The organism is Williamsia sp. MIQD14 (assembly GCF_051025635.1).
GTDB lineage: Bacteria > Actinomycetota > Actinomycetes > Mycobacteriales > Mycobacteriaceae > Williamsia_A.
This window is the reverse complement of sequence record NZ_JBPFDG010000005.1, coordinates 428,243-452,211: the sequence shown is the minus strand read 5'-3', so window position 1 is coordinate 452,211 and position 23,969 is coordinate 428,243. Positions and strand designations below refer to the sequence as shown.

The 23,969-nt window shown below is 70.2% G+C and carries 22 protein-coding genes; 9 read left to right on the top strand and 13 right to left on the bottom strand.

The window, feature by feature from the left end; genetic code table 11:
* Positions 1 to 28 precede the first annotated feature (28 nt).
* Both ACQ7HM_RS19570 and ACQ7HM_RS19565 read left to right on the top strand, forming a co-directional pair.
* Positions 29 to 748 (top strand): hypothetical protein, encoded by a 720-nt coding sequence (locus ACQ7HM_RS19570; RefSeq protein ID WP_434217898.1) that lies wholly within the window; start codon positions 29 to 31, stop codon positions 746 to 748.
* An 88-nt stretch (positions 749 to 836) separates the two neighbouring features.
* Positions 837 to 1,892, top strand: a complete 1,056-nt coding sequence (locus ACQ7HM_RS19565; RefSeq protein WP_434217897.1) for a DUF4192 domain-containing protein — start codon at positions 837 to 839, stop codon at positions 1,890 to 1,892.
* A gap of 17 nt (positions 1,893 to 1,909) precedes the next feature.
* Here ACQ7HM_RS19565 and galE read toward each other — a convergent pair whose 3' ends face one another.
* A complete protein-coding gene (galE, locus tag ACQ7HM_RS19560) occupies positions 1,910 to 2,896 on the bottom strand; it encodes a UDP-glucose 4-epimerase GalE (protein WP_434217896.1) in 987 nt (328 codons plus the stop codon).
* Between the two features lie 16 nt (positions 2,897 to 2,912).
* Positions 2,913 to 3,593 (bottom strand): iron dependent repressor, metal binding and dimerization domain protein, encoded by a 681-nt coding sequence (locus tag ACQ7HM_RS19555; protein ID WP_434217895.1) that lies wholly within the window; start codon positions 3,591 to 3,593, stop codon positions 2,913 to 2,915.
* A gap of 124 nt (positions 3,594 to 3,717) precedes the next feature.
* Here ACQ7HM_RS19555 and ACQ7HM_RS19550 point away from each other — a divergent pair, with 124 nt between their 5' ends.
* Both ACQ7HM_RS19550 and ACQ7HM_RS19545 read left to right on the top strand, forming a co-directional pair.
* Positions 3,718 to 5,001, top strand: a complete 1,284-nt coding sequence (locus tag ACQ7HM_RS19550) for an acetoin utilization protein AcuC (protein WP_434217894.1) — start codon at positions 3,718 to 3,720, stop codon at positions 4,999 to 5,001.
* The gene (locus ACQ7HM_RS19545; RefSeq protein WP_434217893.1) at positions 4,994 to 7,756 is read left to right on the top strand and encodes a GNAT family N-acetyltransferase; all 2,763 of its coding nucleotides are present in this window, start codon (positions 4,994 to 4,996) and stop codon (positions 7,754 to 7,756) included. Before ACQ7HM_RS19550 ends, ACQ7HM_RS19545 begins: the two co-directional genes overlap by 8 nt.
* Positions 7,757 to 7,788: 32 nt before the next feature.
* On the opposite strand, the gene ACQ7HM_RS19540 is transcribed toward ACQ7HM_RS19545, so the two are convergent.
* The 3 genes from ACQ7HM_RS19540 to ACQ7HM_RS19530 form a co-directional block, all read right to left on the bottom strand.
* On the bottom strand, positions 7,789 to 8,781 hold the full coding sequence (locus ACQ7HM_RS19540; RefSeq protein ID WP_045822634.1) for a sigma-70 family RNA polymerase sigma factor: 993 nt from the start codon (positions 8,779 to 8,781) through the stop codon (positions 7,789 to 7,791).
* 151 nt (positions 8,782 to 8,932) lie between these two features.
* Positions 8,933 to 10,435, bottom strand: coding sequence for a DUF7782 domain-containing protein (locus ACQ7HM_RS19535; protein ID WP_434217892.1), 1,503 nt, complete (start codon positions 10,433 to 10,435; stop codon positions 8,933 to 8,935).
* A 43-nt stretch (positions 10,436 to 10,478) separates the two neighbouring features.
* Entirely contained in the window at positions 10,479 to 10,820 is a 342-nt protein-coding gene (locus tag ACQ7HM_RS19530; RefSeq protein ID WP_434217891.1) for a DUF3099 domain-containing protein, read from the bottom strand.
* A 90-nt stretch (positions 10,821 to 10,910) separates the two neighbouring features.
* On the opposite strand from ACQ7HM_RS19530, the gene ACQ7HM_RS19525 reads away from it, so the two are divergent.
* Complete coding sequence (locus tag ACQ7HM_RS19525) at positions 10,911 to 11,153, top strand: DUF3039 domain-containing protein (RefSeq protein ID WP_045822545.1); 243 nt, start codon at positions 10,911 to 10,913, stop codon at positions 11,151 to 11,153.
* Here ACQ7HM_RS19525 and ACQ7HM_RS19520 read toward each other — a convergent pair whose 3' ends face one another.
* Positions 11,154 to 12,155: a YihY/virulence factor BrkB family protein gene (locus ACQ7HM_RS19520; protein ID WP_434217890.1), complete on the bottom strand. Its 1,002-nt coding sequence runs from the start codon at positions 12,153 to 12,155 to the stop codon at positions 11,154 to 11,156. It lies immediately after the preceding gene.
* Between the two features lie 357 nt (positions 12,156 to 12,512).
* On the opposite strand from ACQ7HM_RS19520, the gene ACQ7HM_RS19515 reads away from it, so the two are divergent.
* Positions 12,513 to 14,213 carry a DEAD/DEAH box helicase gene (locus ACQ7HM_RS19515; RefSeq protein WP_434217889.1) on the top strand — a complete coding sequence of 567 codons (1,701 nt, stop codon included), beginning with the start codon at positions 12,513 to 12,515 and terminating at the stop codon, positions 14,211 to 14,213.
* Positions 14,214 to 14,308: 95 nt separating this feature from the next.
* Here ACQ7HM_RS19515 and ACQ7HM_RS19510 read toward each other — a convergent pair whose 3' ends face one another.
* Positions 14,309 to 14,515 carry a DUF7455 domain-containing protein gene (locus ACQ7HM_RS19510; RefSeq protein ID WP_055788822.1) on the bottom strand — a complete coding sequence of 69 codons (207 nt, stop codon included), beginning with the start codon at positions 14,513 to 14,515 and terminating at the stop codon, positions 14,309 to 14,311.
* Between the two features lie 159 nt (positions 14,516 to 14,674).
* Here ACQ7HM_RS19510 and ACQ7HM_RS19505 point away from each other — a divergent pair, with 159 nt between their 5' ends.
* Entirely contained in the window at positions 14,675 to 16,033 is a 1,359-nt protein-coding gene (locus tag ACQ7HM_RS19505) for a DUF952 domain-containing protein (RefSeq protein WP_434217888.1), read from the top strand.
* Position 16,034: 1 nt separating this feature from the next.
* Here ACQ7HM_RS19505 and ACQ7HM_RS19500 read toward each other — a convergent pair whose 3' ends face one another.
* The 3 genes from ACQ7HM_RS19500 to ACQ7HM_RS19490 are packed head-to-tail and all read right to left on the bottom strand — an operon-like array spanning position 16,035 to position 19,004.
* The gene (locus tag ACQ7HM_RS19500) at positions 16,035 to 17,084 is read right to left on the bottom strand and encodes a DUF5685 family protein (RefSeq protein WP_434217887.1); all 1,050 of its coding nucleotides are present in this window, start codon (positions 17,082 to 17,084) and stop codon (positions 16,035 to 16,037) included.
* 52 nt (positions 17,085 to 17,136) lie between these two features.
* Positions 17,137 to 17,826, bottom strand: coding sequence for a response regulator (locus ACQ7HM_RS19495; RefSeq protein WP_434217886.1), 690 nt, complete (start codon positions 17,824 to 17,826; stop codon positions 17,137 to 17,139).
* Positions 17,775 to 19,004, bottom strand: coding sequence for a sensor histidine kinase (locus ACQ7HM_RS19490; protein WP_434217885.1), 1,230 nt, complete (start codon positions 19,002 to 19,004; stop codon positions 17,775 to 17,777). Before ACQ7HM_RS19490 ends, ACQ7HM_RS19495 begins: the two co-directional genes overlap by 52 nt.
* 125 nt (positions 19,005 to 19,129) lie before the next feature.
* Here ACQ7HM_RS19490 and ACQ7HM_RS19485 point away from each other — a divergent pair, with 125 nt between their 5' ends.
* Complete coding sequence (locus ACQ7HM_RS19485; RefSeq protein WP_434217884.1) at positions 19,130 to 19,681, top strand: hypothetical protein; 552 nt, start codon at positions 19,130 to 19,132, stop codon at positions 19,679 to 19,681.
* 67 nt (positions 19,682 to 19,748) lie between these two features.
* Here ACQ7HM_RS19485 and ACQ7HM_RS19480 read toward each other — a convergent pair whose 3' ends face one another.
* Together ACQ7HM_RS19480 and ppgK are read right to left on the bottom strand one after the other, a co-directional pair.
* Entirely contained in the window at positions 19,749 to 21,125 is a 1,377-nt protein-coding gene (locus tag ACQ7HM_RS19480; RefSeq protein WP_434217883.1) for an RNA polymerase sigma factor, read from the bottom strand.
* Between the two features lie 160 nt (positions 21,126 to 21,285).
* Positions 21,286 to 22,113 (bottom strand): polyphosphate--glucose phosphotransferase, encoded by an 828-nt coding sequence (ppgK, locus tag ACQ7HM_RS19475; RefSeq protein ID WP_434217882.1) that lies wholly within the window; start codon positions 22,111 to 22,113, stop codon positions 21,286 to 21,288.
* 235 nt (positions 22,114 to 22,348) lie between these two features.
* Here ppgK and ACQ7HM_RS19470 point away from each other — a divergent pair, with 235 nt between their 5' ends.
* The gene (locus ACQ7HM_RS19470; protein WP_434217881.1) at positions 22,349 to 23,197 is read left to right on the top strand and encodes an inositol monophosphatase family protein; all 849 of its coding nucleotides are present in this window, start codon (positions 22,349 to 22,351) and stop codon (positions 23,195 to 23,197) included.
* 18 nt (positions 23,198 to 23,215) lie between these two features.
* Here the strand turns inward: ACQ7HM_RS19470 and cei are convergent, their stop codons facing one another.
* Positions 23,216 to 23,902: an envelope integrity protein Cei gene (gene cei, locus ACQ7HM_RS19465; protein WP_434217880.1), complete on the bottom strand. Its 687-nt coding sequence runs from the start codon at positions 23,900 to 23,902 to the stop codon at positions 23,216 to 23,218.
* Positions 23,903 to 23,969: the final 67 nt, after the last annotated feature.

Here is a 23,969-nt window from a genome sequence, read left to right as displayed (position 1 = left end):
GACGCGGCGAGATGGCACAGTCGTTACGGTGACCGACCCGCGCACCCCCCGTACCCGCAGACGGCTCGGTGCCGCACTCATCGGTGCCGCCGCGGCGGCGTGCCTGGTCGCGGGCTGCGCCGAGGGTGTCGACGGCACACCGGTCGCGGCGTCGGGAGCCCCCGGGACCGACGGTGCGGGGGGGACGTCGGCCATCGATCGGCTCGCGCTGTCACCGTCGGACTTCCCCTCGGACTATCCCGCGACCCGGCTGCGCAGCGAGCAGGCCGGTGACGCCCTCGCCGATCTCGCCGGCCGACCTCTCGGCGGCACGGTCGACCCGGCGTCGTGCCTGCCGCCGCAGATCCCCTCGGGCTCCGGCGACACGGTCGTCGTCACCGGGATGTCGACGTCCGGGGGCAACCTCACCGTCGTGACCACCCGCGCACAGACGCCGCTGTCACAGTTGTCGGACCTGGTGTCGCGGTGCGGGAGCTACACCGCCGACATCGGCGGCGTCACCTCCCGCGTCACCCAGGAGGCGCTCCCCGCCTCACCCGTCGACTCCCAGGCGTCCATCGCGTTCCGCCGGGTGTCGAGTTCAGGGCAGGCGCCGGTGACCCTCACACAGACCACGACCGTCCTGGCGGCGCAGAACGACGGGATCCGGGTGTACGCCTCCTACCTCTCGTTCTCCGGGTCCCGCCTCGACGGTGCGGCCCTCGACGCCGTGTTCACCAAGGCCGTGGAGCGTTCCCGCGGTCGGTGACGTGTGGATCGGGGCGAACTGTGCACAACCGCCCCTGATCGCGTCGCGCACGTCCGACGGCGTCGGCGTGCTGGGCCACGGTCGTCGCATGAGCATCGATCCCACCACCGTCACCCTCCACGATCCCGGCGACCTCATCGCGGCCGTACCCGCGATGCTCGGCTTCATCCCGCAGCGTTCCCTGGTCCTCATCACCTTCGTCGGCGCCGGACCGCGGGTCGGGGTGACGATGCGCCACGACATCGATCTCGATCCGTTCGGTGAACCGAGCGAGATGATGTGCGCCGTCGTGGATCACCTCTGCGGTGTCTGTCTGCGCGAACGTGTGTCGGCGGTGTTCGCGGTCGTGATCGACGATCGCATCCCCGGCGACGACCCGCGATGGGCGTCACTGTTCGACGTCATCGATCTCGGCCTGGCCGATCTGGGCCTCGCCGCCGGTTTCGCCACCGACGAGATCGCCTCGGGCGCCCGGTGGTACACCGCGTGGGGGCACCCCGATCGCCATCTGGCCGGGGGTCGGCTGGCCGATCCGCGGTTCACGCCCATGGCCGTGGCCCATGCCGTCGAGACCGGACGGGTGATGGCCGCGTCCCGCGCGGAGATGACCGCCGCGGTCGAGCCCGGACAGCATTGCGAGCGACGGATCTGCCCCGCCGACGCGACCGTGTCGGGCCCGGCGCCCGACGACACCGCGCGGTTGCGGCTGGTCCTGGCCGCCGTCGCGTCCGGTCTCGGGTCCGATCCGCGCTGCGCCGAGGTCGTCGCCCTCGACGACGCGATCCGTTCGGTTCTCGTCCGCGACGCGCTGCTGGCCCTGGCCTCGAGTGATCGCGCCGACGACGCGCAGCACCTGTGGGCCGATCTCACCCGACGGCTGCGTGGACGCGGACGGGCCACGGCGGCGACACTGCTGGCCCATCTGCACTACGTCGCCGGTGACGGCGCGATGGCCGGCATCGCGCTCGACGCGGCACTCGCCGCCGATCCCGAGCACTCGTTGGCGAGGCTGCTCGACGAGTCGCTGCGGGCAGGCATGCGACCCGACGTCCTCGCCGAACTGTTGCCGACGAGTCGTGATCTCGCACGCCGACTGGGTGTCGCCCTGCCGCCGACGCAGCACCGGATGCGACGTGGCGCCTGACCCGGGGGGCGTCGGGGTCAGGCCGGGGGAGCGGAGTGCGCCCGCTCGCCGAGGGCCCGGGTGTACTCCCAGGCGTCGGCGACGATCGTCGGCAGAGCGGTGTTCGTCGGCGACCACCCGAGATCGCTGATGGCCTTGTCGCTCGATGCGATCAACACCGCCGGATCGCCTGCACGACGGGGCGCCTCCTCGACCGGGATGTCGAGACCGGTGACCTCGGCACAGGTCTCGATGACCTGACGGACCGAGAAACCCGACCCACTGCCGAGGTTGTAGATCTCGTGACGACCGGCGACGGCGGACTCGAGGGCCAGGGCGTGCGCCCGCGCGAGGTCGTAGACGTGGATGTAGTCGCGGACCGCGGTGCCGTCGTCGGTGTGGTAGTCGGTGCCGAAGATCTTCACCGAGTCGCGATGGCCCAGCGCGGCCTGCAACACGATGGGGATGAGATGTGTCTCCACACGCCGGTTCTCGCCGGCACCGCCGTAGGCGCCCGCGACGTTGAAGTACCGCAGGCTCACCGCGGCGAGGCCGTGGGCGCCGGTGTAGGAGGTGATCGCATGATCGATCGCCAGCTTGGTGGCGCCGTACGGATTGGTCGGTCGTGTGGGCGAGGACTCGAGGATCGGGACCGACTCGGGTTCGCCGTAGGTCGCCGCGGTCGAGGAGAACACCAGACGCGGTGTCCCCGTCCGCCGGATCGCCTCGAGGAGGTCGAGCGACTCGACGACGTTGCCGTACCAGTACTTCTCGGGCTGCTCGACCGACTCGCCGACCAGCGACTGGGCCGCGAAGTGCAGGACACCGTCGAAGCGGGAACCACCGAGGACGTCCGCGGCGACGGCACTGACGTCGCCCTCCACGAACTCGGCGGTGTCGGGGACGGCATCACGGTTGCCGGTGATGAGGTTGTCGACGACGGTCACCTCGTGGCCGGCCTCGATCATCACCCGGGCGCAGACGCTGCCGACGTATCCGGCGCCGCCGGTCACCAGCAGCTTCATGCCGACACCGGGCGCGTCACACCTTCTCCACGTGGACCGAGTGCGCCATCTCCGACGACAGTCGCAGTCCACCGTGACCGGGGGCGTTGATGATCACCGCACCCTGCTCGCTGGTGACGGTCACGCGGGCGTTCGGCACCACGCCGGCCTCGCGCAGCTTGCTGATCAGGTCCCGATCGTCCTGGGCGTGCTCGGAGAGCCGGCGGACGATGACGGCGACCGGCTCGCCCTCGGGCAGGTCCGAGAGCCGCGTCGCGTTGTCCATGGTGGCGCCCTCGACACCGAGCTGGTCGAGCCCGGGGATCGGGTTGCCGTACGGCGAGGTGGTCGGGTGCTCGAGCACCTCGAGCAGACGGCGCTCGACGTTCTCGCTCATCACGTGCTCCCAGCGGCACGCCTCGGCGTGGACCTCGTCCCAGGGCATGCCGATCACGTCGACCAGTAGCCGCTCGGCGAGGCGGTGCTTGCGCATCACCGCGATGGCCAGCGAACGTCCTTGTTCGGTGAGTTCGAGCTGACGGTCGCCCGCGACGCGCAACAGACCGTCGCGCTCCATGCGCGCCACGGTCTGCGAGACCGTCGGTCCGCTCTGCTCGAGACGCTCGGCGATCCGCGCCCGGAGGGGCACGATGCCCTCCTCCTCGAGGTCGTAGATGGTGCGCAGGTACATCTCGGTGGTGTCCACCAGATCGTTCACGGTGCCCATCCCTCCGCCACTCGGGGCATCATCGTCACACGGGACAGATTACCCGCAACCGGGTCGCTCCACGCCGAGGCGACTCGCTCTAGCCTGGGGCCATGGCGGCGAACGAGGATCCGACGTGATCGGAACGGGTGCGCGCACCGACACGCTCGTGGTCTGGACCGACGATTTCCTCGGTTACCGGTGGAGTCCGAGTCACCCCATGAACCCGATCCGGCTGGCGTTGACGATGTCACTGGCCGACCACCTCGGCGTCCTCTCCGGTGTCGAGCCGATCGTCCCCGATGCCGCCTCGACCGAGATGCTCACCACCGTCCACCGCGCCGAGTACATCGAGGCCGTCCGGGCCGCCGGCGCGACCGCGTCGGGTGACGTGGTCCCGGGCTACTCCGCCGCGGTCGGCGAACGGATCTTCGGCCTCGGCGGCGCCGACAACCCCGTCTTCCCGGCGATGCACGAGGCGGCGTCCCTGCTCGTCGGCGGCACCGTCGCCGCGGCCGACGCCATCGCTCGCGGAGCCGCACGACGCGCTGTCAACATCGGTGGCGGCATGCACCACGCGATGCCCGCACGGGCCTCGGGTTTCTGCATCTACAACGACTGCGCCGTCGCCATCCACCGCCTCCTCGACGCCGGTTTCGACCGCATCGCCTACATCGACATCGACGCCCACCACGGCGACGGTGTCGAGCGGTGTTTCGCCGCCGACCCGCGCGTGTTGACGGTGTCGCTGCACCAGCACCCCACCACCCTCTTCCCGGGGACGGGGTACGCGAGCGACGTCGGGCAGGGCGACGGTGAGGGCACCACGTCGAACGTGCCGCTCCCGCCGGGGACACCGGACCGGTTGTGGCTCCGGGCCTTCCACGCCATCGTGCCGAGCCTGGTCGCCGATTTCGGGCCGCAGATCATCGTGAGTCAGTGCGGCGTCGACAGTCACCGCGCCGACCCGCTGACCGACCTGGCCCTCACCATCGACGGTCAGCGCGCCGCGATCCATGCCATGCGCGACCTCGCCGATCGCCACTGCGACGGCCGGTGGCTGGCGGTCGGTGGCGGCGGATACGGCGTGGTCGACGTGGTGCCACGCATCTGGACACACCTCATCGCCGCGGCCCTCGACCGCGACGTCGACCCGGCGACCCCCACCGGTACGGCGTGGCGTGCCTCGGCGCACGCCGCGGCCTCGGCGGTGCACGAGGACTTCGCCACCGACGTCTCCGCCGAGACGATGTCCGACGGCGGCAACGTCGACTTCGACAGGTGGGAGGGCAACTGGGGACAGGAACCCGCCGACGGGATCTCGGCCCACCTGCACACGGCGACCGATGCCGCCATCCTCGCCAGTCGCCGCGCGGTGTTCCCGCTGCGCGGCCTCGACCCGGAGGATCCGCGTGACTGACCGTGATGAGGGACAGGCGGACGAGTCGTCGACGACGGGACCCGCCGTGGCGCCGGACGACACCACACCCTCGCCTGCGGACGGATCGGCCGGAACCGCCAACGGGCCGTGGGATTTCCCGCAGCACTGGACCGCGGACGTGCTCGCGTCGGACGGGGGAGCGGTGCACCTGCGACCGATCGTCCCCGACGACGCCGATCGGATCGTCGCCTTCCACGCCACGCTGTCCGAGCGCACCCGCTACATGCGGTGGTTCGGCCCGTACCCGGAGATGTCGGCACGCGACGTCCGCCACGTCACCACCGTCGACCACCACGATCGGGTTGCCCTCGTCGCGCTGCTCGGCGGCCGCATCATCGCGATCGGGATCTACGAGAGCCTGCGTTTCGCCGGTCGACCGCACGCCGCGGAGGTCGCCTTCGTCGTCGCCGACGATCATCAGGGCCGCGGCCTGGGCACCGTGCTGCTCGAACATCTCGCCGGGGCCGCCGCGGAGAACGGGTTCGACCGTTTCGAGGCCGAGGTCCTCACCGAGAACCGCGCCATGCTCGCGGTGTTCCGCGACGCCGGATATCAACTCTCGCGCAGTTTCGACGGCTCGACCGTCCACGTCGAGTTCCGCATCGACCCGACCGAGGCGCTGCTCACCGTGCGCAACTCCCGTGAGGTGGGGTCGGAGGCGCGCAGCGTCTCGAACCTTCTGACGCCGTCGTCGGTCGCGATCATCGGTGCCTCGGCCGACCGCCGCAAGGTCGGTAACGCGTTGCTGGCCAACGTGATCGAGGGCGGGTTCAACGGGCCGGTGTTCCCGGTGAACGCCGAGGCACGGGCCGTACGCGGTATCCGCGCCTACGCATCGGTCCGCGACATCCCCGACCCGGTCGACCTCGCCGTCGTCGCGGTCCCCGCCGACACCGTCGGCGACGTGCTGCAGGACTGTCTGTCGAAGGGCGTGAAGACGATGGTCGTCGTCTCGGCGGGATTCGCCGAGTCCGGCGACGCCGGCGCCGTCACCGAACGCACCCTCGTGCACGAGATCCGCGCCCACGGCATGCGACTGGTCGGCCCCAACGCCCTCGGCGTCATCAACACCGACCCCGACATCGCCCTCAACGCGACCCTCGCCCCCCGCGTACCCGGCCCCGGCCGCGTCGGGTTCTTCTGCCAGTCGGGCGCACTGGGCATCGCGATCCTCGACGCCGCGGCACGCAGACACCTCGGGCTGTCGACCTTCGTCTCGGCGGGCAACCGCGCCGACCTCTCCGGCAACGACCTTCTGCAGTACTGGGACAGCGACCCGCGCACCGACGTGATCCTGCTGTATCTCGAGAGTTTCGGTAACCCGCGCAAGTTCTCCCGACTCGCTCGCAGGGTGTCGCGCAACAAGCCGATCGTCGCGGTGAAGGCCGGTCGGTCGGCGGTGGCGCCCTCGCAGGAGCGTCGTGACTCCACCCTCGACGACGCCAGTGCGCGTGCGGTTCTCGAACAGTCGGGCGTCATCCAGGTCGACACGATCGCCGACCTCTTCGACTGCGCGACCGTGCTGGCCTATCAACCGCTGCCGCAGGGCCCACGGGTGGCGATCGTCGGCAACTCGACGGTTCTCGGCGTGCTCGCGGGCAGCGCGGGGGAGCGATTCGGGCTGCGCGTGGTCGAGCAGATCGATCTCGGCGCCGGCGCCGGGGCGGGCGAGTTCGCGGCCGCTCTGCGTCAGGTCGTCGCCGACGACGGGGTCGACGCCATCGTCGCGGTGTTCGTACCCCCGGTCGCGGTCGGTGCCGACAGCTACGCACGTGCCCTCACCGACGCCACCGCCGGCAGCGCGAAGACCATCGTCTCCACGTTCCTCGCGGTCGAGGGCATCCCCGCGAACCTCACCGTGCGCGACGGCGACGGCACACCGGTGCGCGGCTCCATCCCGTCCTATCCCGCCCCCGAGCGGGCGGCGACGGCGCTGGGACAGGCATGGCGCTACGCGCAGTGGCGCGCCCGTCCGGAGTCGCCGGTGGTCCGACCGGCCGACGTCGACCCCGACGCCGCCCGCACAGCGGTGCGCGCCGTCGGCGACGACACCCACCGGGAGACGGTCGCTCTCGACGAACGACGTTCGGCGCAGGTGTTGGCGGCCTACGGCATCGGCGTCACCGACTTCGTCCAGGTGGACGACGCCGACTCCGCTGCGGCCGCCGCCGAGCGCCTCGGCTACCCGGTCGCCGTGAAGGCGGTCTCGACCAAGTGGCGTGGCCGCCTCGACGGGGAGGGTGCCCGTCTGGACCTCTCGACCGCGGAGACCGTGCGCGCGGCGTTCGACGAGCTCGCCGCGGTGACCGGCGAGCGGTACCTCCAGGTGCAACGGATGGCGGCGCGCGGCGTGGCCGCGATCATCAGGGTCCGCGACGACCCGTCGTTCGGCTCACTGATCTCGTTCGGGCTGTCGGGGGCGACGTTCGACCTGCTCGGCGATCATGCCCACCGGGCGATCCCGCTGACCGAGGCAGACGCCCACGAACTGATCGCCGCGCCGCGGTCCGCGCCGCTGCTCAGCGGCTACCGCGGACAGGCCGCCGTGGATCGTGATGCGCTGGCCGACCTGTTGATCCGCGTGTCGACGCTCGTCGACGATCTGCCCGAGATCCGCGAGGTCGCCCTCGACCCGATCCTGTGTTCCGAGCACGGCGCCGAGGTGCTCTCCGGGCGGATACGCATCGGCCCGGTACCCACCAGAGCGGATACCGGGCCGAGACGATTGGTGTGATCGCTCCGCGATCGGAAGGCTGGTCTGATCGATCAGCTGGCGTAGGCGCGCAGACGCTCGGCGCGATCTCCCTGACGCAGCTTCGACATGACCTCACGCTCGATCTGGCGCACGCGCTCCCGCGAGAGCCCGAACAGGCGACCGATCTGGTCGAGGGTGCGGGGCTGACCGTCGTCGAGCCCGAAGCGCAGGCGGATGACCTGCTGCTCCCGCTCGTCGAGAGTGGCCAGGACGGTGCGCACGTCGGTGTGGAGCAGGCCGGCGATGACGGCACTCTCGGCCGAGGTCGCCTCGGCGTCCTCGATGAAGTCGCCCAGGGGCGCCTCCTCGTCGGTGCCCACGGGCATGTCCAGGCTCACCGGGTCGCGGCTGTGGTCGAGCAGATCGGCGATCTTCTCGGCCGGGATACCCGATTCCTCGGCCAACTCGTCGTCGGTGGCCTCACGCCCGAGCTGCTGGTGCAGTTCGCGCTTGATGCGGGCGAGCTTGTTGACCTGCTCGACGAGGTGGACGGGGAGCCGGATGGTGCGGCTCTGATCGGCCATGCCGCGGGTGATGGCCTGACGGATCCACCACGTCGCGTAGGTCGAGAACTTGAATCCCTTGGCGTAGTCGAACTTCTCCATGGCGCGGATCAGTCCGAGGTTGCCCTCCTGGATGAGGTCGAGCAACGGCATGCCGCGTCCGGTGTAGCGCTTGGCCAGCGACACCACGAGACGCAGGTTCGCCTCGAGAAGGTGCGACCGCGCCGACTCGCCCTCGCGGACGAGCTGCGCGAGATCACGCTTCTTGGTGGGCGAGAGCCGCTTCTTCGTGGCGAGGACGTGCTTGGCGTAGAGACCGACCTCGATGGCCTTCGCCAGGTCGACCTCCTGCTCGGCGTTGAGGAGAGCGGTGCGACCGATCCCGTTGAGGTACACCCGGACGAGATCTGCCGCCGGGCTCTGGGCGTCGAGATCCGCGTCGGTCATCTGCGGGCGGATGGTGTCTGCGGGCCTGATCGTCGTGGCGGTGGAACTGGGCATGTCGGCCTCCTCGCGAGCGTGTGTCTTCATGGGGTTCAACGGTTCGCTGTAGGCGAATAGTTCCCCGCTGTCCCCTGACCAAACACCCGTGACCTGTGGCGATGTCCAGGACGGTCTGAGAAGTTGCTGAGAGTACCCCTGGCCTCGCCGGTCAGCCGGTCGGCAGGAGGATCCCGTGGCGCACGAGGTCGCCTACGAAACCCCGCAGCACCGCAGGATCGAGGGACTCGCCGGTGGCCGCGGCGAGCAAATCGGCGACACCGGCGACCGACAACCCGCCGTGGGAGAGGCCGGCGACGAACGAGCGACCCCAGGCGTCGATCTCGTGGGTCCAGCGTGGTCCGTCGGTGCGGTGCAGTCGGGACACCACCTCCGACCAGCCGGCGCCGTCGGCCCCGATCGTCGAGATCTGTTCCAGCGCCACGTCGGGGGCGAGCTGCAGTCGCGCGTCCTCGATGTCGTGGGTACGCAGCCACGCGACACGGGAGAGGTACGCGTCGGCCTCGGGCCCCATGGGATCGGAGATCGCGTGCGACATCTCCTCGGCCAGCAGATCGGTCGGCTCGCCCGTCGACCGCAGGAACACGAAGCCGAACCCGACGCCCTCGACGCCCGCCCGGTCGAGGTGTTCGAGCCACTCCTGGGAGCGAGACGCCCCGGCACCCGAACGGGGGTCGAGGCCCGCGTCGCGCAGCCACGTGCCCACGTACAGCGCGGGATCGGCGACGTCACGCTGCACCACCCAGGCGTCGACGCCGTGGTCGGGGATCCAGCCGGCGATTCGTTCGCGCCAGTCGCCGCCGGTGTCGACCCACGACGCCAGCAGGCATGCGGTGCCACCGTCGGCGAGATGGTCGGCGGCCCTCGACACGACGAGTTCGCTCGCGCCGTCGAGATCGAGCCCGGAGTCGCGGTAGCTGTGGGTCACCGTCGGTGTCCCGACGACGAAGGGCGGGTTCGCGACGACGTGGTCGAACCGCTCGCCGTCGACCGGCGCGAACCACGGTCCGGTGCGCAGGTCGTAGCGGGCGGCGCCGATCCCGTTGATGGCCATACCCGCCCGGGTCATCGCAGCCGCGCGTGCGGTGATGTCGGTGGCGACCACGTGGTCGGCGGTGTCGAGAGCGTGGACCGCCTGCACGCCGCACCCGGTCCCGAGGTCGAGCACCGACCCCGACGCGGTGACCGAGGCCCGCAGCAGCGACAGCGACGCCTGGCCGACACCCAGCACGTGGTCGGGGGTGATCGTGGTCTCGCGGGTCGCGCCGTCAAGATCGGAGAACAGCCACCGTGTGCCGCGCCCGGTGTCGAGCGGGCGAACATCGACGGCCGCACGCACCCCGTCGCCGTCGGGCCGCAGGAGACCGACCGCGACGGCGGTGTCGACGTCGAGCGACCCCAGTGCGGCCGCGACCTCCGGCCGGGTGCACGTGTCCCCGATCAGCAACAGGCGGGTCAACGTCCCCAGTTCGCCACCGCCGGCGCAGGCGCGACGAACCGGTACCGGTTCACCACGACCCAGCGCGGCGTGGGCGTCGTCGCCCAAGAGATCGAGGACGCCGTCGGCGTCGTATCGGTGGGCGAGGAACGCGACACGCAGATCGTCGGCCACGGTGTGCAGGTCGGAGACGTCGGTCTCCAGTGGCTCACTCATGGCACGACGGTGTCACATCCGCGACGCGGCGCGCGGGGCCGGATCAGTCGTCGTGGCTCTTGAGTTGACGGAAGTGCGTCGCCTCGACCGCGGGCGGGTTCGCGTCGCCGGACCACTTGTAGCGGGGGATCTCGCCCTTCTCGCGCGGCGGCCGGTCGTTGGCGATGAGCACCGCCACCCAGGGGATGGGGATGGACAGTGCGATGACGGCGAGGGCCAGCAGTCCGGAGCCGGTCGCCCCGTAGACGATTCCTGCGATGACGAGGGCCGGGACACGGAAGGCCATGAGGCTCAGGTAGCGACGGACCCGGGCCTTGTGCTGGTCTTCCTGAGAGACCTGCGCCTGGGTGATCAGGATCGCTTCTCGTGCCTCTTCGTGTGCCATTGCTCCACTGTTGCACTTTCTGTCCAACAATGCATCGACGCAGCTCACATACGACGTTTGTCACCTCCGGGAATCAGGCAGAATGGGGCCATGGGAACGCAGACCATCGAACGCCCCGATGTCGACATCGACACCGACGAGACCACCGATGACGACACCCCGAAGTTCTTCCACTACGTCAAGAAGAACAAGATCGCCGAGAGTGCGGTCATGGGCAACCACGTCGTCGCGCTGTGCGGCGAGGTGTTCCCGGTGACACGTTCACCCAAACCCGGCTCGCCGGTGTGCCCCAAGTGCAAGAAGATCTACGAGAAGCTCAAGAAGGGCGAGTGATCAGCGCGGTCCGCGGCGCTCGGTGACCCTGGCCTCGGTGATCCCGGCCTCGGTCGGCCGGGACTGGCGGCGGATGGGTCCGGTCTGGATGCGTTTGGGCACGGACTTGAGCTGGTCGGTGAGGTCGGTGGTCTGCGCCGACACCCAGTCCTTGACCTGCTCGATGTGTGTCGGCCCCGCGGTGGGCCAGGTGGCCTGCACCGACGCGTTGAACTGTGCGCCGATCACGATGGCGAACCCCAGGAAGAACGTGAACAGCAGGAACGCGATCGGCGTGGCCAGCGCTCCGTAGGAGTAGCCGGTCTTCGTGATCGACCCCAGGTAGATGCGCAGACCGGCGCTGGCGAACCAGAACACGACACCGGCGAGCACCGCGCCGCCGACGAGTCGATGCCAGGGGAGCGGTTTGGGCAGCGACACCCGGTAGAGGGTGGTCAACCCGAGGATCAGCAGGATCGCGACAGCGGGGTAGTACCCGATGTGGATCAGTTGTGTGCTGATCGGTCTCCACGAGTCGGGCGCGATGTCGGCGGCATAGGTCGGCCCGAGGGCGACGAGCGGCAACACGAACGTCGCGACCACGAGGAACGCGATGTAGAGGTTCAGGGCGAACACGCGCTGCCACACGGCATTTCGCACGTCGTGCTGATCGTGTGCCTTGTTGATCGAGTCGACGAAACTCGACATCGCCGACGACCCCGACCACAGCGACAACACGAAACCTAGGGAGATGAGCTCGCCGCGACCGCGGGCGAGGACGTCGTTGACCGTCGGGGTGATGATCTCGTCGACGATGTTGTCGCTGAAGGTCTGGCCCGCGAAGTTGATGATCCGGGTACGGATCATCTCCGTGGTGCCCGGACCGAACCAGCCACCGATGTAGCCGATGCTGCCCAGCAGACCGAGGAGCAGCGGCGGCAACGACAGCGTCTGCCAGAACGCGGCCTGCGCCGACATGCCGAAGATCGAGTCGTCCCACGCCTTCACGATCGCCCGCCACATGACCCGGGGGAGCGACCGGAGAACGGGCGGACGCCCGGGCGACGCGGTGCGTGCCGGTTCGTGGTCGTGGTCGTCGCCGATGGGGGTGATGGGTTCAGCATCCCCGATCGAGCAGCGCAGTGGGCGCAGGAGGCCGTGGGGGCGACCGTGTCGGGGCCGCCGACGGGAGGCGCGGGGTCGTCGCGAGGGTACGATCTGATGCGGTCGGTGCGTCGGTCCACCCACGACGGCGAACCCGATCGGTGTGACCGGTGGCGGCGTCGTCGACACCCACCCCGCCCGCCCGTCCCGAATGCCCACCACGACCGCCCACCCCCGTTTCGGCGCATGTCGAGGAGTTCTGAGATTTCCGAGGTCATGGTTCCCCAGGCCACCGAGTCGCTGCGCACCTGGCAGCGCCGTGCGCTGACCAAGTACCTGGCGACCGCGCCGCGCGACTTCCTCGCCGTGGCGACCCCCGGTGCCGGCAAGACGACGTTCGGGCTGCGGATCGCGCGGGAGCTCCTCGGTGACCGCACCGTCGACCAGATCACCGTGGTGGCGCCGACCGAGCACCTGAAATTCCAGTGGGCCCAGGCCGCCGCGCGTGTCGGGATCGCCCTCGACGCCAACTTCCGCAACACCGTCGGTGTCACGAGCAGCGACTTCGACGGGGTCGTGCTGACCTACGCCCAGGTCGCCGCCCACCCGTCCCGACACCGGGTCCGCACCGAGAACCGACGGACCCTGGTGATCCTCGACGAGATCCACCACGGTGGCGACGCGAAGACGTGGGGCGACGCGATCTCCGAGGCGTTCTCCGACGCGACCCGGCGACTGTCGCTCACGGGGACCCCGTTCCGGTCCGACGACGCGCAGATCCCCTTCGTCACCTACGAACCCGATGGCGGCGGCGCGCTGCGGTCGAAGGCCGATCACAGTTACGGGTACGCCGACGCCCTCGCCGACGGCGTCGTGCGGCCGGTGGTGTTCCTCGCCTACTCGGGTCAGGCCAGCTGGCGGACCAGCGCCGGTGAGGAGTTCTCGGCGCGCCTCGGCGAGCCGCTGTCGGCCGAACACACCGCCCGCGCCTGGCGTACCGCGCTCGATCCGCACGGCGACTGGATCCCCGCGGTGCTGACCGCCGCCAACACCCGACTGGGGCAGTTGCGGATCTCGGGTGTGCCCGACGCCGGTGGGCTGGTCATCGCGAGCGACCAGAAGACGGCCCGCGACTACGCCGAACTGCTCGAGGAGATCTCGGGTTCCCCGGTGACGCTCGTGCTCTCCGACGAGGCGTCGTCGTCGAGCCGCATCGACGAGTTCGCGGCGTCGGACGACCGGTGGATGGTCGCGGTGCGGATGGTGTCCGAGGGCGTCGACGTCCCCCGGTTGGCCGTCGGTGTCTACGCGACGAGTGCATCGACACCGCTGTACTTCGCGCAGGCCGTCGGTCGGTTCGTGCGGTCACGGCGGCCCGGGGAGACCGCGAGCGTGTTCCTGCCGTCGGTGCCGGTGCTGCTGCGCCTGGCCAGCGAGCTCGAGGCGCAGCGCGACCACGTTCTCGGCAAGCCGCACCGCGAGAAGGAGGGCTTCGACGACGAGCTGATCGCCGAGGCGAACAAGACCGAGGACGAACCCGGCGACGACGATCCCGCGTTCATCTCCCTGCATGCCGACGCCGAACTCGACCAGGTCATCTTCGACGGCTCGTCGTTCGGCACGGCGACCTTCTCCGGCAGCGACGAGGAGTCGGACTACCTCGGGCTGCCCGGGCTCCTCAACGCCGACCAGGTACGCGACCTGCTGCGTCAGCGTCAGACCGACCAGATCTCGACACGGACCGCGGCACCTCCGGCGCCGCAGCGAGAGAAGGAGAGGGCCGAGTCGACCGGAGCGCAGCTCTCGGCGCTGCGCCGTGAGCTCAACAGCCTCGTCGCGATGCATCACCATCGGACCGGCAAGCCCCACGGCATGGTGCACAACGAGCTGCGCAGCCGTCTCGGCGGGCCGCCCACCGCGATGGCGACGGCGGATCAACTCAAGGAGCGGATCAGCGCGCTGCGCACATGGAAGTGACCGGGGCGAAGCCGGCTCCGAACACGACAACGGCACCGCCGCGATGCGACGATGCCGTTGACGACAGCTCTGTGGACCGCGAGGCGGTCGGACGATCAGACCAGCTCTTCCTCGGAACGGGTCACCGTCGCGCCCATGTCAGCGAGTCGGGCCTCGTGCTCGTTGTAGTGGTGGCGGCAGAAGAGCAGTTCACCGCCGGCCGGGAGGGTCGCGCGTACACGTGCTGCTGCACCGCAACGGTCACAACGGTCGGCAGCGGTGAGGGGCATGGAGATCGAGGTGGTGGTGATGACATCTGACATGGTTCCTCCGTCCCGGGCGAGCGCGAACGCTTCCCTTCGCGAGCTGACCCACCAGGAGTGGTGGGCTTCTCTCACTCTTTCAGACGAATCAGCTCCCCGTATTGTTCCCGCGCCGCTGCACGCCGGTCGTCATTCATCGTTAACACGCACGAGCGATCGATGACGCGGCGTGCGCGGGAGGGGCTCAGGCACGCCCCTGCCGACCGGGTCCGCTTCGTCTGGATCCTCTTCGTGGTGGGCGCAGTGTGCCAGTACATGGGCGCCGCGATCGCCGTCCCCCTCTTCGACCGGACCGATCCCGAGGTCGTGGCGTGGCTGCGCACGCTGTCGGGCGGGCTGGTGTTGGTCGTCCTGACCCGTCCGGTCGCGATCCTCGGCGACCGTGTGCGGCTTCTCCGCGCGACGGTCTTCGGGCTCGTCACCACGGCCATGAACGTCGCGTTCTATCTGGCGATCTCGCAGGTCGACCTCGGTGTCGCCGTCGCCGTCGAGTTCATCGGGCCGATCGCCGTCGCCGCGCTCGCCGCGCGAGGAGCACGATCGGTGGCCGCCCTCCTCGCGGTGGCGGTCGGCGTCGTGCTGGTGAGCGGTGTGTCGCTGCAGGGCTCGGCGATCGGCGTCGGGTGGGCGTTGCTCGCCGGTGCACTCTGGGCCGGGTACATCGTGTTCGGCGCCCGCGTCTCCGCGGCCGGTGCCGCCGCCCACAGCGCGGTGAGCGGGTGGCGTCACGGTGTCGAGGATCTCGGCGTCGGCCTCGCGATCGCCGGGGTGCTCTCGGCGCCGTTTGTCCTCGGTGTGAGTGTGGTCACCGGCGCGCCGAACCTGTCCCTCGGGCTCGTCGCCGCGGCCGCCGCCGTCGGCGTCCTGTCGAGCGCGGTGCCGTACGTGCTCGACCAGATCGTCCTCACCCGCATCGACCGCGGCCGGTTCGCGTTGATGCTCTCGTTGCTGCCGGCGACGGCGGTCGTGGTCGGCGCGGTCACCCTCGCCCAGATACCGGCCCCGCTCGAGTTGGTCGGCATCGCGCTGGTGATCGCGGCCATCGCCCTCTCGGCGGGTCGCTCCCGGCCCACCGCGCCCGGAACATCGGATCACCGTCCGCCCGACGGTGGCGATGTGGCACCGTTGATGTCGATGACATCGCCACCTGTCGACGACCGCGGCCCGGTCGTGCACCTGTGTCCGAAACCCGACTGGGTGCACGCGAGCAGCCACGGCCGTCTCGAACCCGAGTCGTTGTCGAGCGTCGGGTTCATCCACCTCTCCGATCTCCGCCACGTGCACATCCCGGCCGACGCCGTGTTCGCCGGTCGCACCGATCTCGTACTGCTCGAGATCGATCCGTCGCGTGTCCCCGCCGACATCGTGTGGGAGGACGGCGATCCGCCCCATCCCGACGGGATTCAGTTCCCGCACCTCTACGGTCCTCTGCCGGTGACGGCGGTGATCCGCGTACACGACTATCGGCCGGGACCCGACGGCACCTTCGCCCCGCGCACCACCCTCGACGCGCACTGAGTCAGCTGCAGTCGCAACTGCTGCAACATGCCTCGCACACACCCTGGCAGCAGCAGTTGCCGAGGAACTCGCCACAACAGTTCGCGCAGCCGCGCAGCGTGCAGCATCCTTCGGCCTCGGGACCGCCCGATGCCACCGCGCACGATGCCGCGGTGGCCACAGCCAACGAGCGAACCGGTCGGCCGGGAGCAGGCGTGGCCGCACATGCCCGGGAAATCGAGTGATGGAGTCCGCGGATCATCATGGCGCGCACCAGGCGACCGTCGCGGAGGTGCACCCTGCTGATCTCGTCGGCAATGGTGTGGTGCAGCCGCAGACATTCTGTGGTCACGTCGTCGATCGAGGCATCGGTCGCGTCGATGAGGTTGTAGGCGCCGGCGGCCCGGTCGGCGGCAAGGTCGGTGACCGCGTCGAGGAGATGACCACAACGACCGAACGCCGCCCCGATCCGGGCCAGGGCAGGACGGTTCTCCGGTCGGCCGGCCAGATCGGCGGTCGCGGAGAACACTGCGGCGCAGGCGTCTTCGGTCGCGGCGGTGATCTCGTCGAGGTCGGTCGAGACACTCTCCACGGCCGCCTGCCCCGCGACACGTGCGATGACGGCCGTGGTGTCGAGGACGTGACCGATGGTGTCGTCGCCGGCAGCGCCGCGCCGCAGCGGCCTCGCGACGCCGCGTGCGAGCGATCCCCGCAGACGTGACCGGCCGGAGAGGTCCAGCTCCGATTCGCCGATCTCGTCGGTGGCCTTGGCCCCGGCGAGGGTCAGCGACGCCGTCGCGGCGAGACGCACGCTGAGCGCGTCGGTCGCGATGACCTGCGCCGGCCGCATCCCCCGCAGGGCGCAGCGACCGGCGCGCACCCGGGAGTCCGGGACGGCCTGCTGCGCCTCGAGGAGAACCGACGCGGCGATGGCGTCGGTGTTCAGGGTGGCCCGGGCGATCTGCCCGTGCCGGTCGCGCAGGGTGAGGCAGGCGCCGCACAGGTGTGCGCGCCACAGGTCGACGACGTCGGGGTCGGATCCACGCAGGCACGGTCTCAGGATTCCCAGCACATCGAGAGTGGATCACGCCCGGCTGTACATCCGCACCACGAGTGGTTCGTGTCTACCGCGATTCACGGGCGATGATGGCCGCCTGCACCCGTGAGCGGACGTCGAGTTTCGCCAGGACATGTGACACATGGGTTTTCACCGTCGTCGGGCTGACGAACAGACGCGCGGCGATGTCGGCGTTCGACAAGCCGTCACCGATGCAGTCGAGCACCTCGCGCTCACGATCGGTGAGGACCGTCAGGTCCACCGCGGACGACGACGGCTCCTTCACACGACGTCGTACGAACCGGTCGATGACACGGCGGGTCACCTCCGGCGCCAAGACCGCATCACCGCGCGCGACCGCCTCGATCGCCGCGACGATGGTCTCGGTCTCGGCGGTCTTGAGAAGGAATCCGCCGGCGCCGGCGTCGAGCGCGGCGAACACGTGGTCGTCGACGTCGAACGAGGTCAGCACCAGCACCGCGGCGAGGCCGGTCCGCACGATCTCGGCGGTGGCGGTGATCCCGTCGGTACCCGGCATGCGGATGTCCATCACCACCACGTCGGTCTGCAGCGACCGCACGAGGCGGACGGCCTCGTCGCCGTCGCGGGCCTCACCGACGACCTCGATGCCGTCGGCCTGCCCGAGCAGCATGGCGAGTCCGGCCCGGATCGCTGCGTGGTCGTCGGCGATCACCACCGATATCGTCACGGCACGTCCTGCCCGTCGGCCGTCGGCAGATGCGCTGTGACGACCCATTCGTCGCCCACGCGCGCCGCGGTGCAGTGGCCCCCGGCTGCCCGTGCCCGCAGGGCCATGTTGGCGATACCGTGCCCGCCCACGGTCACCGCGGCGGTGTCCTCGGGCACGGCGTTGCGGACCGTGAGCGTCAGGCCGGCCCCGTCGGCGTCGAGGGCGACCGAGATGGGTTGTCGTGGAGCGTGTCTGGCGGCATTGGTGAGTGCCTCGGCGACGATGCGGTAGGCACACACGTCGATCGTCGGCGGAAGATCGGGAGGAACCTCCGGCGTCACGACGACGGGCGATCCCGCGGTGCGGGCCGTGGTGACGAGATGATCGATGCGACGGAGCGAGGCGGTGCGCACCGATGCGGCGGGAGAACCGGTGTCGAGGACGTCGCCGGCACGGTCGTCGCCGTCGAGGACGTCGATCATGGCGCGCATCTCGCCGAGGGCGGCGACGCTGTTGGCGCGCACCGACGCCAACACCTCGGCGGTGATGGGGGAGGCGGGGCCCGCCGCCATGGCTGCCGCCGACTGCAACGCGATGCCGGAGAGGTGCCCGGCGACGATGTCGTGGAGATCGCGCGCGAGCCGCCGACGTTCCTCGGCGACGGCGTCGGCGCGGTCGCGGTCGGCCAGCTGCGCGAGGATCGCCGACCGTTCCCGCTCACCGGCCGCCGCCACCCGATGCTCGGCGATGGCGCGGCCGTAGCCGATGGGTGCGATCACCAGTGCCAGCGTCCACAGTCCGGCGAGCAACACCGTCTGCCAGCCTGCACCGACCGCGACCACCGATGCGAACGCGAGGACGGCGATCGCGCCGAGGGCGGCGTACATCGTGTGGACGGTGCGACGGCCGGCGTACAACGCCACCGCGTACACCACGTCCGAGGCCACCAGCCACACCGAGATGGACTGCGCCACAGCCGTGTCGAGCGCGACCACGACGACGCAGGCGGTCAGGGCGATCCCCGGCGCGGTGGAACGCAGCGATTGCGCCCCGCACGCGGCGGCAAGGGTGACGAGCCCGAGCCAGCGCGGCAGATCGAACGGTGTGCCCGTGTTGCCGCCGATCACGCTCAGATCTGCGGCGTAGAGCACGACACCGAGGGCCAGGAAGGCCAGGGACACGCACGCATCGCGTGACCGCGGCCGATCGGCCACCGCACTCCACACGTCGCCAGCCTCCTTCACCCGGTCGACCCCATCTCACCACGGCCGACCCGACGCCCGGATCGTCCGAAGTGATGAGCTGCACGGGGCGATATCGCGCCTGCGGCCGACGCGCCACCCCGTGCCGCCCGACGATGCTGGCGGACATGGATTCCCCCGTGCTCCTCGTCATCATCGGCTGCGAGATCGGCTTCTGGGTCGTCGTCGTCGCAGGTCTCGTCGTGCGCTACGGACTTCGCGCCCAGCGGGCGTCGACGATCGTGCTGCGGCTCGTGCCCGCGGTCGATCTCGTGTTGCTCGCGGCCGTCGCGCTCGATCTGCACGCCGGCGCACAGGTCGAGCAGATCCACCGCATCGCCGGGATCTATCTCGGTGTCACCGTCGCGTTCGGACACGCGATCGTCCGGTGGGCCGACGTGCGGTGTGCGCACTGGTTCTTCGACGGGCCGCCACCACCGCCCCGGGTGAAGCACGGGCCGGCGGCGGTGCGCCGCGAGTTCGCCGAATTCGGCAGGTGGTTGATCGCGGCCCTGGTGGCGGGAGGGTGCATCCTCGGGCTCGCCGCCACCGTCGCCGACGACGATCAGGCGCGCGATCTGTTCGGGATCTTCCCGCTGCTGGGCATCATCACCGTGATCTGGTTCGCGACGGGTCCGGCGTGGGCGCTGTTCGACCAGGGCAACCGCGCCCGGTCGTGACCCCACAGACGACTCGGCCGCCCCGGAAGATCTCCGGGGCGGCCGAGTCGGGTCGGAACGGGGGTGACTAGTCGAGGTAGTCGCGCAGCACCTGTGAGCGCGACGGGTGGCGCAGCTTCGACATCGTCTTCGACTCGATCTGACGGATGCGCTCCCGCGTCACGCCGTAGACCTGGCCGATCTCGTCGAGGGTGCGGGGCTGACCGTCGGTGAGGCCGAAGCGCAGGCGGACGACGCCCGCCTCACGCTCGGACAGGGTCTCGAGCACCGACTGCAGCTGATCCTGCAGCAGCGTGAACGACACCGCGTCGACCGCGACGACCGCTTCGCTGTCCTCGATGAAGTCACCGAGCTGGCTGTCGCCCTCGTCGCCGATGGTCTGGTCTAGCGAGATGGGCTCGCGGGCGTACTGCTGGATCTCCAGCACCTTCTCCGGCGTGATGTCCATCTCCTTGGCGAGCTCCTCGGGGGTGGGCTCGCGGCCCAGATCCTGGAGCAGTTCGCGCTGGATGCGACCGAGCTTGTTGATGACCTCGACCATGTGCACCGGGATGCGGATGGTGCGGGCCTGGTCGGCCATGGCGCGTGTGATCGCCTGACGGATCCACCAGGTGGCGTAGGTCGAGAACTTGTAGCCCTTGGTGTAGTCGAACTTCTCGACGGCACGGATCAGACCGAGGTTGCCCTCCTGGATGAGGTCCAGGAACGCCATGCCGCGGCCGGTGTAGCGCTTGGCCAGCGAGACGACGAGACGCAGGTTCGCCTCGAGGAGGTGGTTCTTGGCGCGGTTGCCGTCACGGGAGATCCAGCTCAGGTCGCGACGCTGGGCGACGGTCAGCTTCTCGCCGGCGTCGGCGATACGACGCATGCGCTCGGTGGCGAAGAGTCCGGCCTCGATGCGCTTGGCGAGCTCGACCTCCTCCTCGGCGTTGAGCAGCGCGACCTTGCCGATCTGCTTGAGGTAGGCGCGGACCGAGTCGGCGGAGGCGGTGAGCTCGGCGTCCTTGCGGGCCTGCCGCAGTGCCTCGGACTCGTCCTCGTCCCAGACGAAGTCGCCGGACTTCTTGTCCTCTTCGGTGGGTTCCTCGATCTCCTCGGCGTCGGCCTTGGCGGCCGGCTTCACCTTGGCGGTGCTGCCGTCGGAGTCGGTGGACGGTTCCTCGACCTCGATGTCGTCGACGACGATCTCCTCGTCGATCTCACCCTCGGGGGCGTCGAGATCGTCGATGGACTCGGGGTTCTCGTCGCCGTCGGTGGCGGGATCGGCGGCGGCCGGGGCCTTGGCGGTGGCCTTGCGGGCCGCCTTCTTGGCCGGGGCCTTCTTCGCGGGTGCCTTCTTGGCGGCCGTCTTCCGGGCAGTCGTCTTCTTTGCTGCTGCTCGCGGGGCGGTCACGTCGGAGGACTCGTCGCTGTCCGTTTCCTGGCGAGTTTTGGTGGCTGCCACGTACGACCTTTCGGGACTGGAATCATGTGGCGTCACACCGAGAGATCACCTCGGCGGAGCGGGGGCGTGATGGGCCGGCACGATGGCCGACCGACCCATTGTAACGATTCGACGGCCCCGCCGTTCGCCACACCACGCCTGACGGCGCCATAACCGCCGATCAGGGGCGCAGACGGGCGGCGACGGCCATCGCCGCGCCGACGATACCGGCCGTGTTGAGCAGCGTCGCAGGCACCACGGGCGTGCGGTTGGTGAGGTGCGGGACCCATTTGTGGGCCTTGCGACTGATCCCACCGCCCGCGATGAACAGGTCGGGCCAGAAGAGGTTCTCGTAGGCGGTGAGCACCTTCGACACGTGGCCGGCCCACTTCTCGTAGGACATGTCCTTGTCCTCTTTGACCTTCGACGACGCCTGGTGCTCGGCCTCCACCCCGCCGACCTCCATGTGGCCGAGCTCGGTGTTGGGGACCAGCTTCCCGTGGAACAGGATCGCCGAGCCGATACCTGTTCCGAAGGTCAGCAGCATGACCATCCCCGCGGCGTCCTTGCCCGCGCCGAAGGCGTCCTCGGCCATACCCGCGGCGTCGGCGTCGTTGAGGACCGAGAAGTCGCGGCCGCCCAGCGCGCCTGCCAGCAGCGGGTAGGGGTCGGTCCCGATCCACGACTTGTCGATGTTGGCCGCGCTGCGCACCACCCCGCCCGACACCACGCTGGGCAGCGTGACCCCGACCGGTCCGGTCCAGGCGAAGTGTTCGGTGACCTCGGCGATACCGCCGACGACCGCGGCGGGTGTCGACGGCTGGGGGGTCAGCACCTTGAACCGCTCGCCGACGAGCTCGCCGGTGGAGAGGTCGACGATGCCGCCCTTGATGCCCGAACCGCCGACGTCGACGCCGAAGGCCAGACCACCGGATCCGTCCCGAGGGACGTCGGCGCCCACCGATGTCGACGGGCCGGCGGGGTCGGTGGCGGGTGTCGCGTCGCTCATGGCGAGGTCCTCTCGGCAGACGGCGTCCGAACGGCTCTCGCGCCCGGCGTGGCTCGTGGATGTGGCCGTCGGGGGTCGCCGATGGAGGCCGACTCCGACTCGCGCTCAAGGCTAGTCATCACCGCGACCGCGCGCTGCGGGCTCGCGGATCCGTCGGGTGATCCGGGTGTCGGTGACCGATCGACCGGTGGGTGCGACCGCAGCACCACCGCGACGGGTGTGCTGAGGTTGGGGTGTGACCTCTGCCGTGGAACTGACCGCCATCGCCGTCGACGTCGCCCGCGACGCGGCCGAACTGATCCGCACCCGCCGCGGGGACCTCATCGACCACGCGGCGGCGCCGATGCACTCCTCGGCGGTCTCGACGAAGAGCACTCCCACCGATCCGGTGACCGTCGTCGACACCGAGGCCGAGGCGGCCATCCGTGCCCATCTGCTGCGGCTCCGCCCCGACGACGCGTTCCTCGGGGAGGAGGACGGTGGGTCGGTGGAGGTGCCCACGGGTGTGCGCTGGGTGGTCGACCCCATCGACGGCACCGTCAACTTCCTCTACGGGATCCCGGCCTACTCGGTGTCGATCGCCGCACAGATCGACGGGGTGTCGGTCGCCGGCGCCGTCGTCGACGTCGCCCGATCGGTCGTCTACTCCGCGGCGCGGGGGGAGGGGGCGGTGCGCGACGACGGCAACGGACCGCAACCCCTGCGGGCGAACGAGGTCTCGTCGGTGTCACTCGCCCTCGTCGCCACCGGCTTCGGCTACGGCGAGGATCGACGGCGCGCACAGGGCCGCGTCATCGCCGAGTTGCTCCCGCGCATCCGCGACATCCGTCGTGTCGGTTCGGCGGCGTTGGACCTCTGCATGGTCGCCTCGGGCGCGGTCGACGCCCACTTCGAGCACGGGCTCAACCCGTGGGACTGGGCCGCCGGTGCACTCATCGCCGAGGAGGCCGGAGCGGTCGTCCGCACACCCGGGCCGCGCTCACGGGGCGACGAGGGGCCGGTGACGATCGCCGTCGCACCGGGTATCGCCGCCGAGTTCCTGGCGCTGCTCGACGAGATCGGTGCGTCGGGCCCGATCACCTGACCGATGCGTGGTGCGTGATCAGCAGGAGGCGTTGTGCACCGCGGAGACCAACGCCGGATCGGCGCCGGTGCGCGGGTTCGACGGATCGGCCTGCCGGAGGGCCTCGAGCACGGCCTGGGCGTCCTGTGACTGTTCGCGGCTGGTGAACTGCGTCCCCAGCACGAGGTCGACGACCGAACCCGCGCGACCGTCGTCGACGAGTTGGGCGCACGGCTCGGCCACCCACAGCGCCGCCGCGGCGGCACGACTGGCCTGACCGAACCGGATCTGCCCGACGCAGTCGAGGTTCTGGTCGGGGTAGACGGTGTCGTCGGCGTACGGGGTGTCGGTGGCCGGTGTGAACCCCTGCGACGTCAGGTCGTCGAGCACACTGCGCGCCTGACCGCGTTCGGCGGAGGCGTTGAGCACGCGGACCTGGAACGTCGACAACGCGCCGGGGGCGACCTCGAGCAGGTCGCTGTTGGCGACCGTGGTCGTCGGAGCGGCCGACGGTCCGCCCGCGGGTGCGGCCGACGACGGGACCGGCGGCGGGTTGCAGCTCGTCGTCGCCGACGACGAATCACCGTCGGAGAGTGCGCTGATCCACACGACGAGCGCCAGGACCAACAGCACGACGACGGCGATGACGAACGGGATGAACCGGCGGCGTCGGAAAGGACGACCGTGATCGTCGGTGGGGTATCCGATGGTGATCTGCGAAACCACGCTCGACTGACTTCCCTTCGCAGGTGGCCGGGTCCGGTGGATGGTCCCCGGCGGCGACCCTCACCAT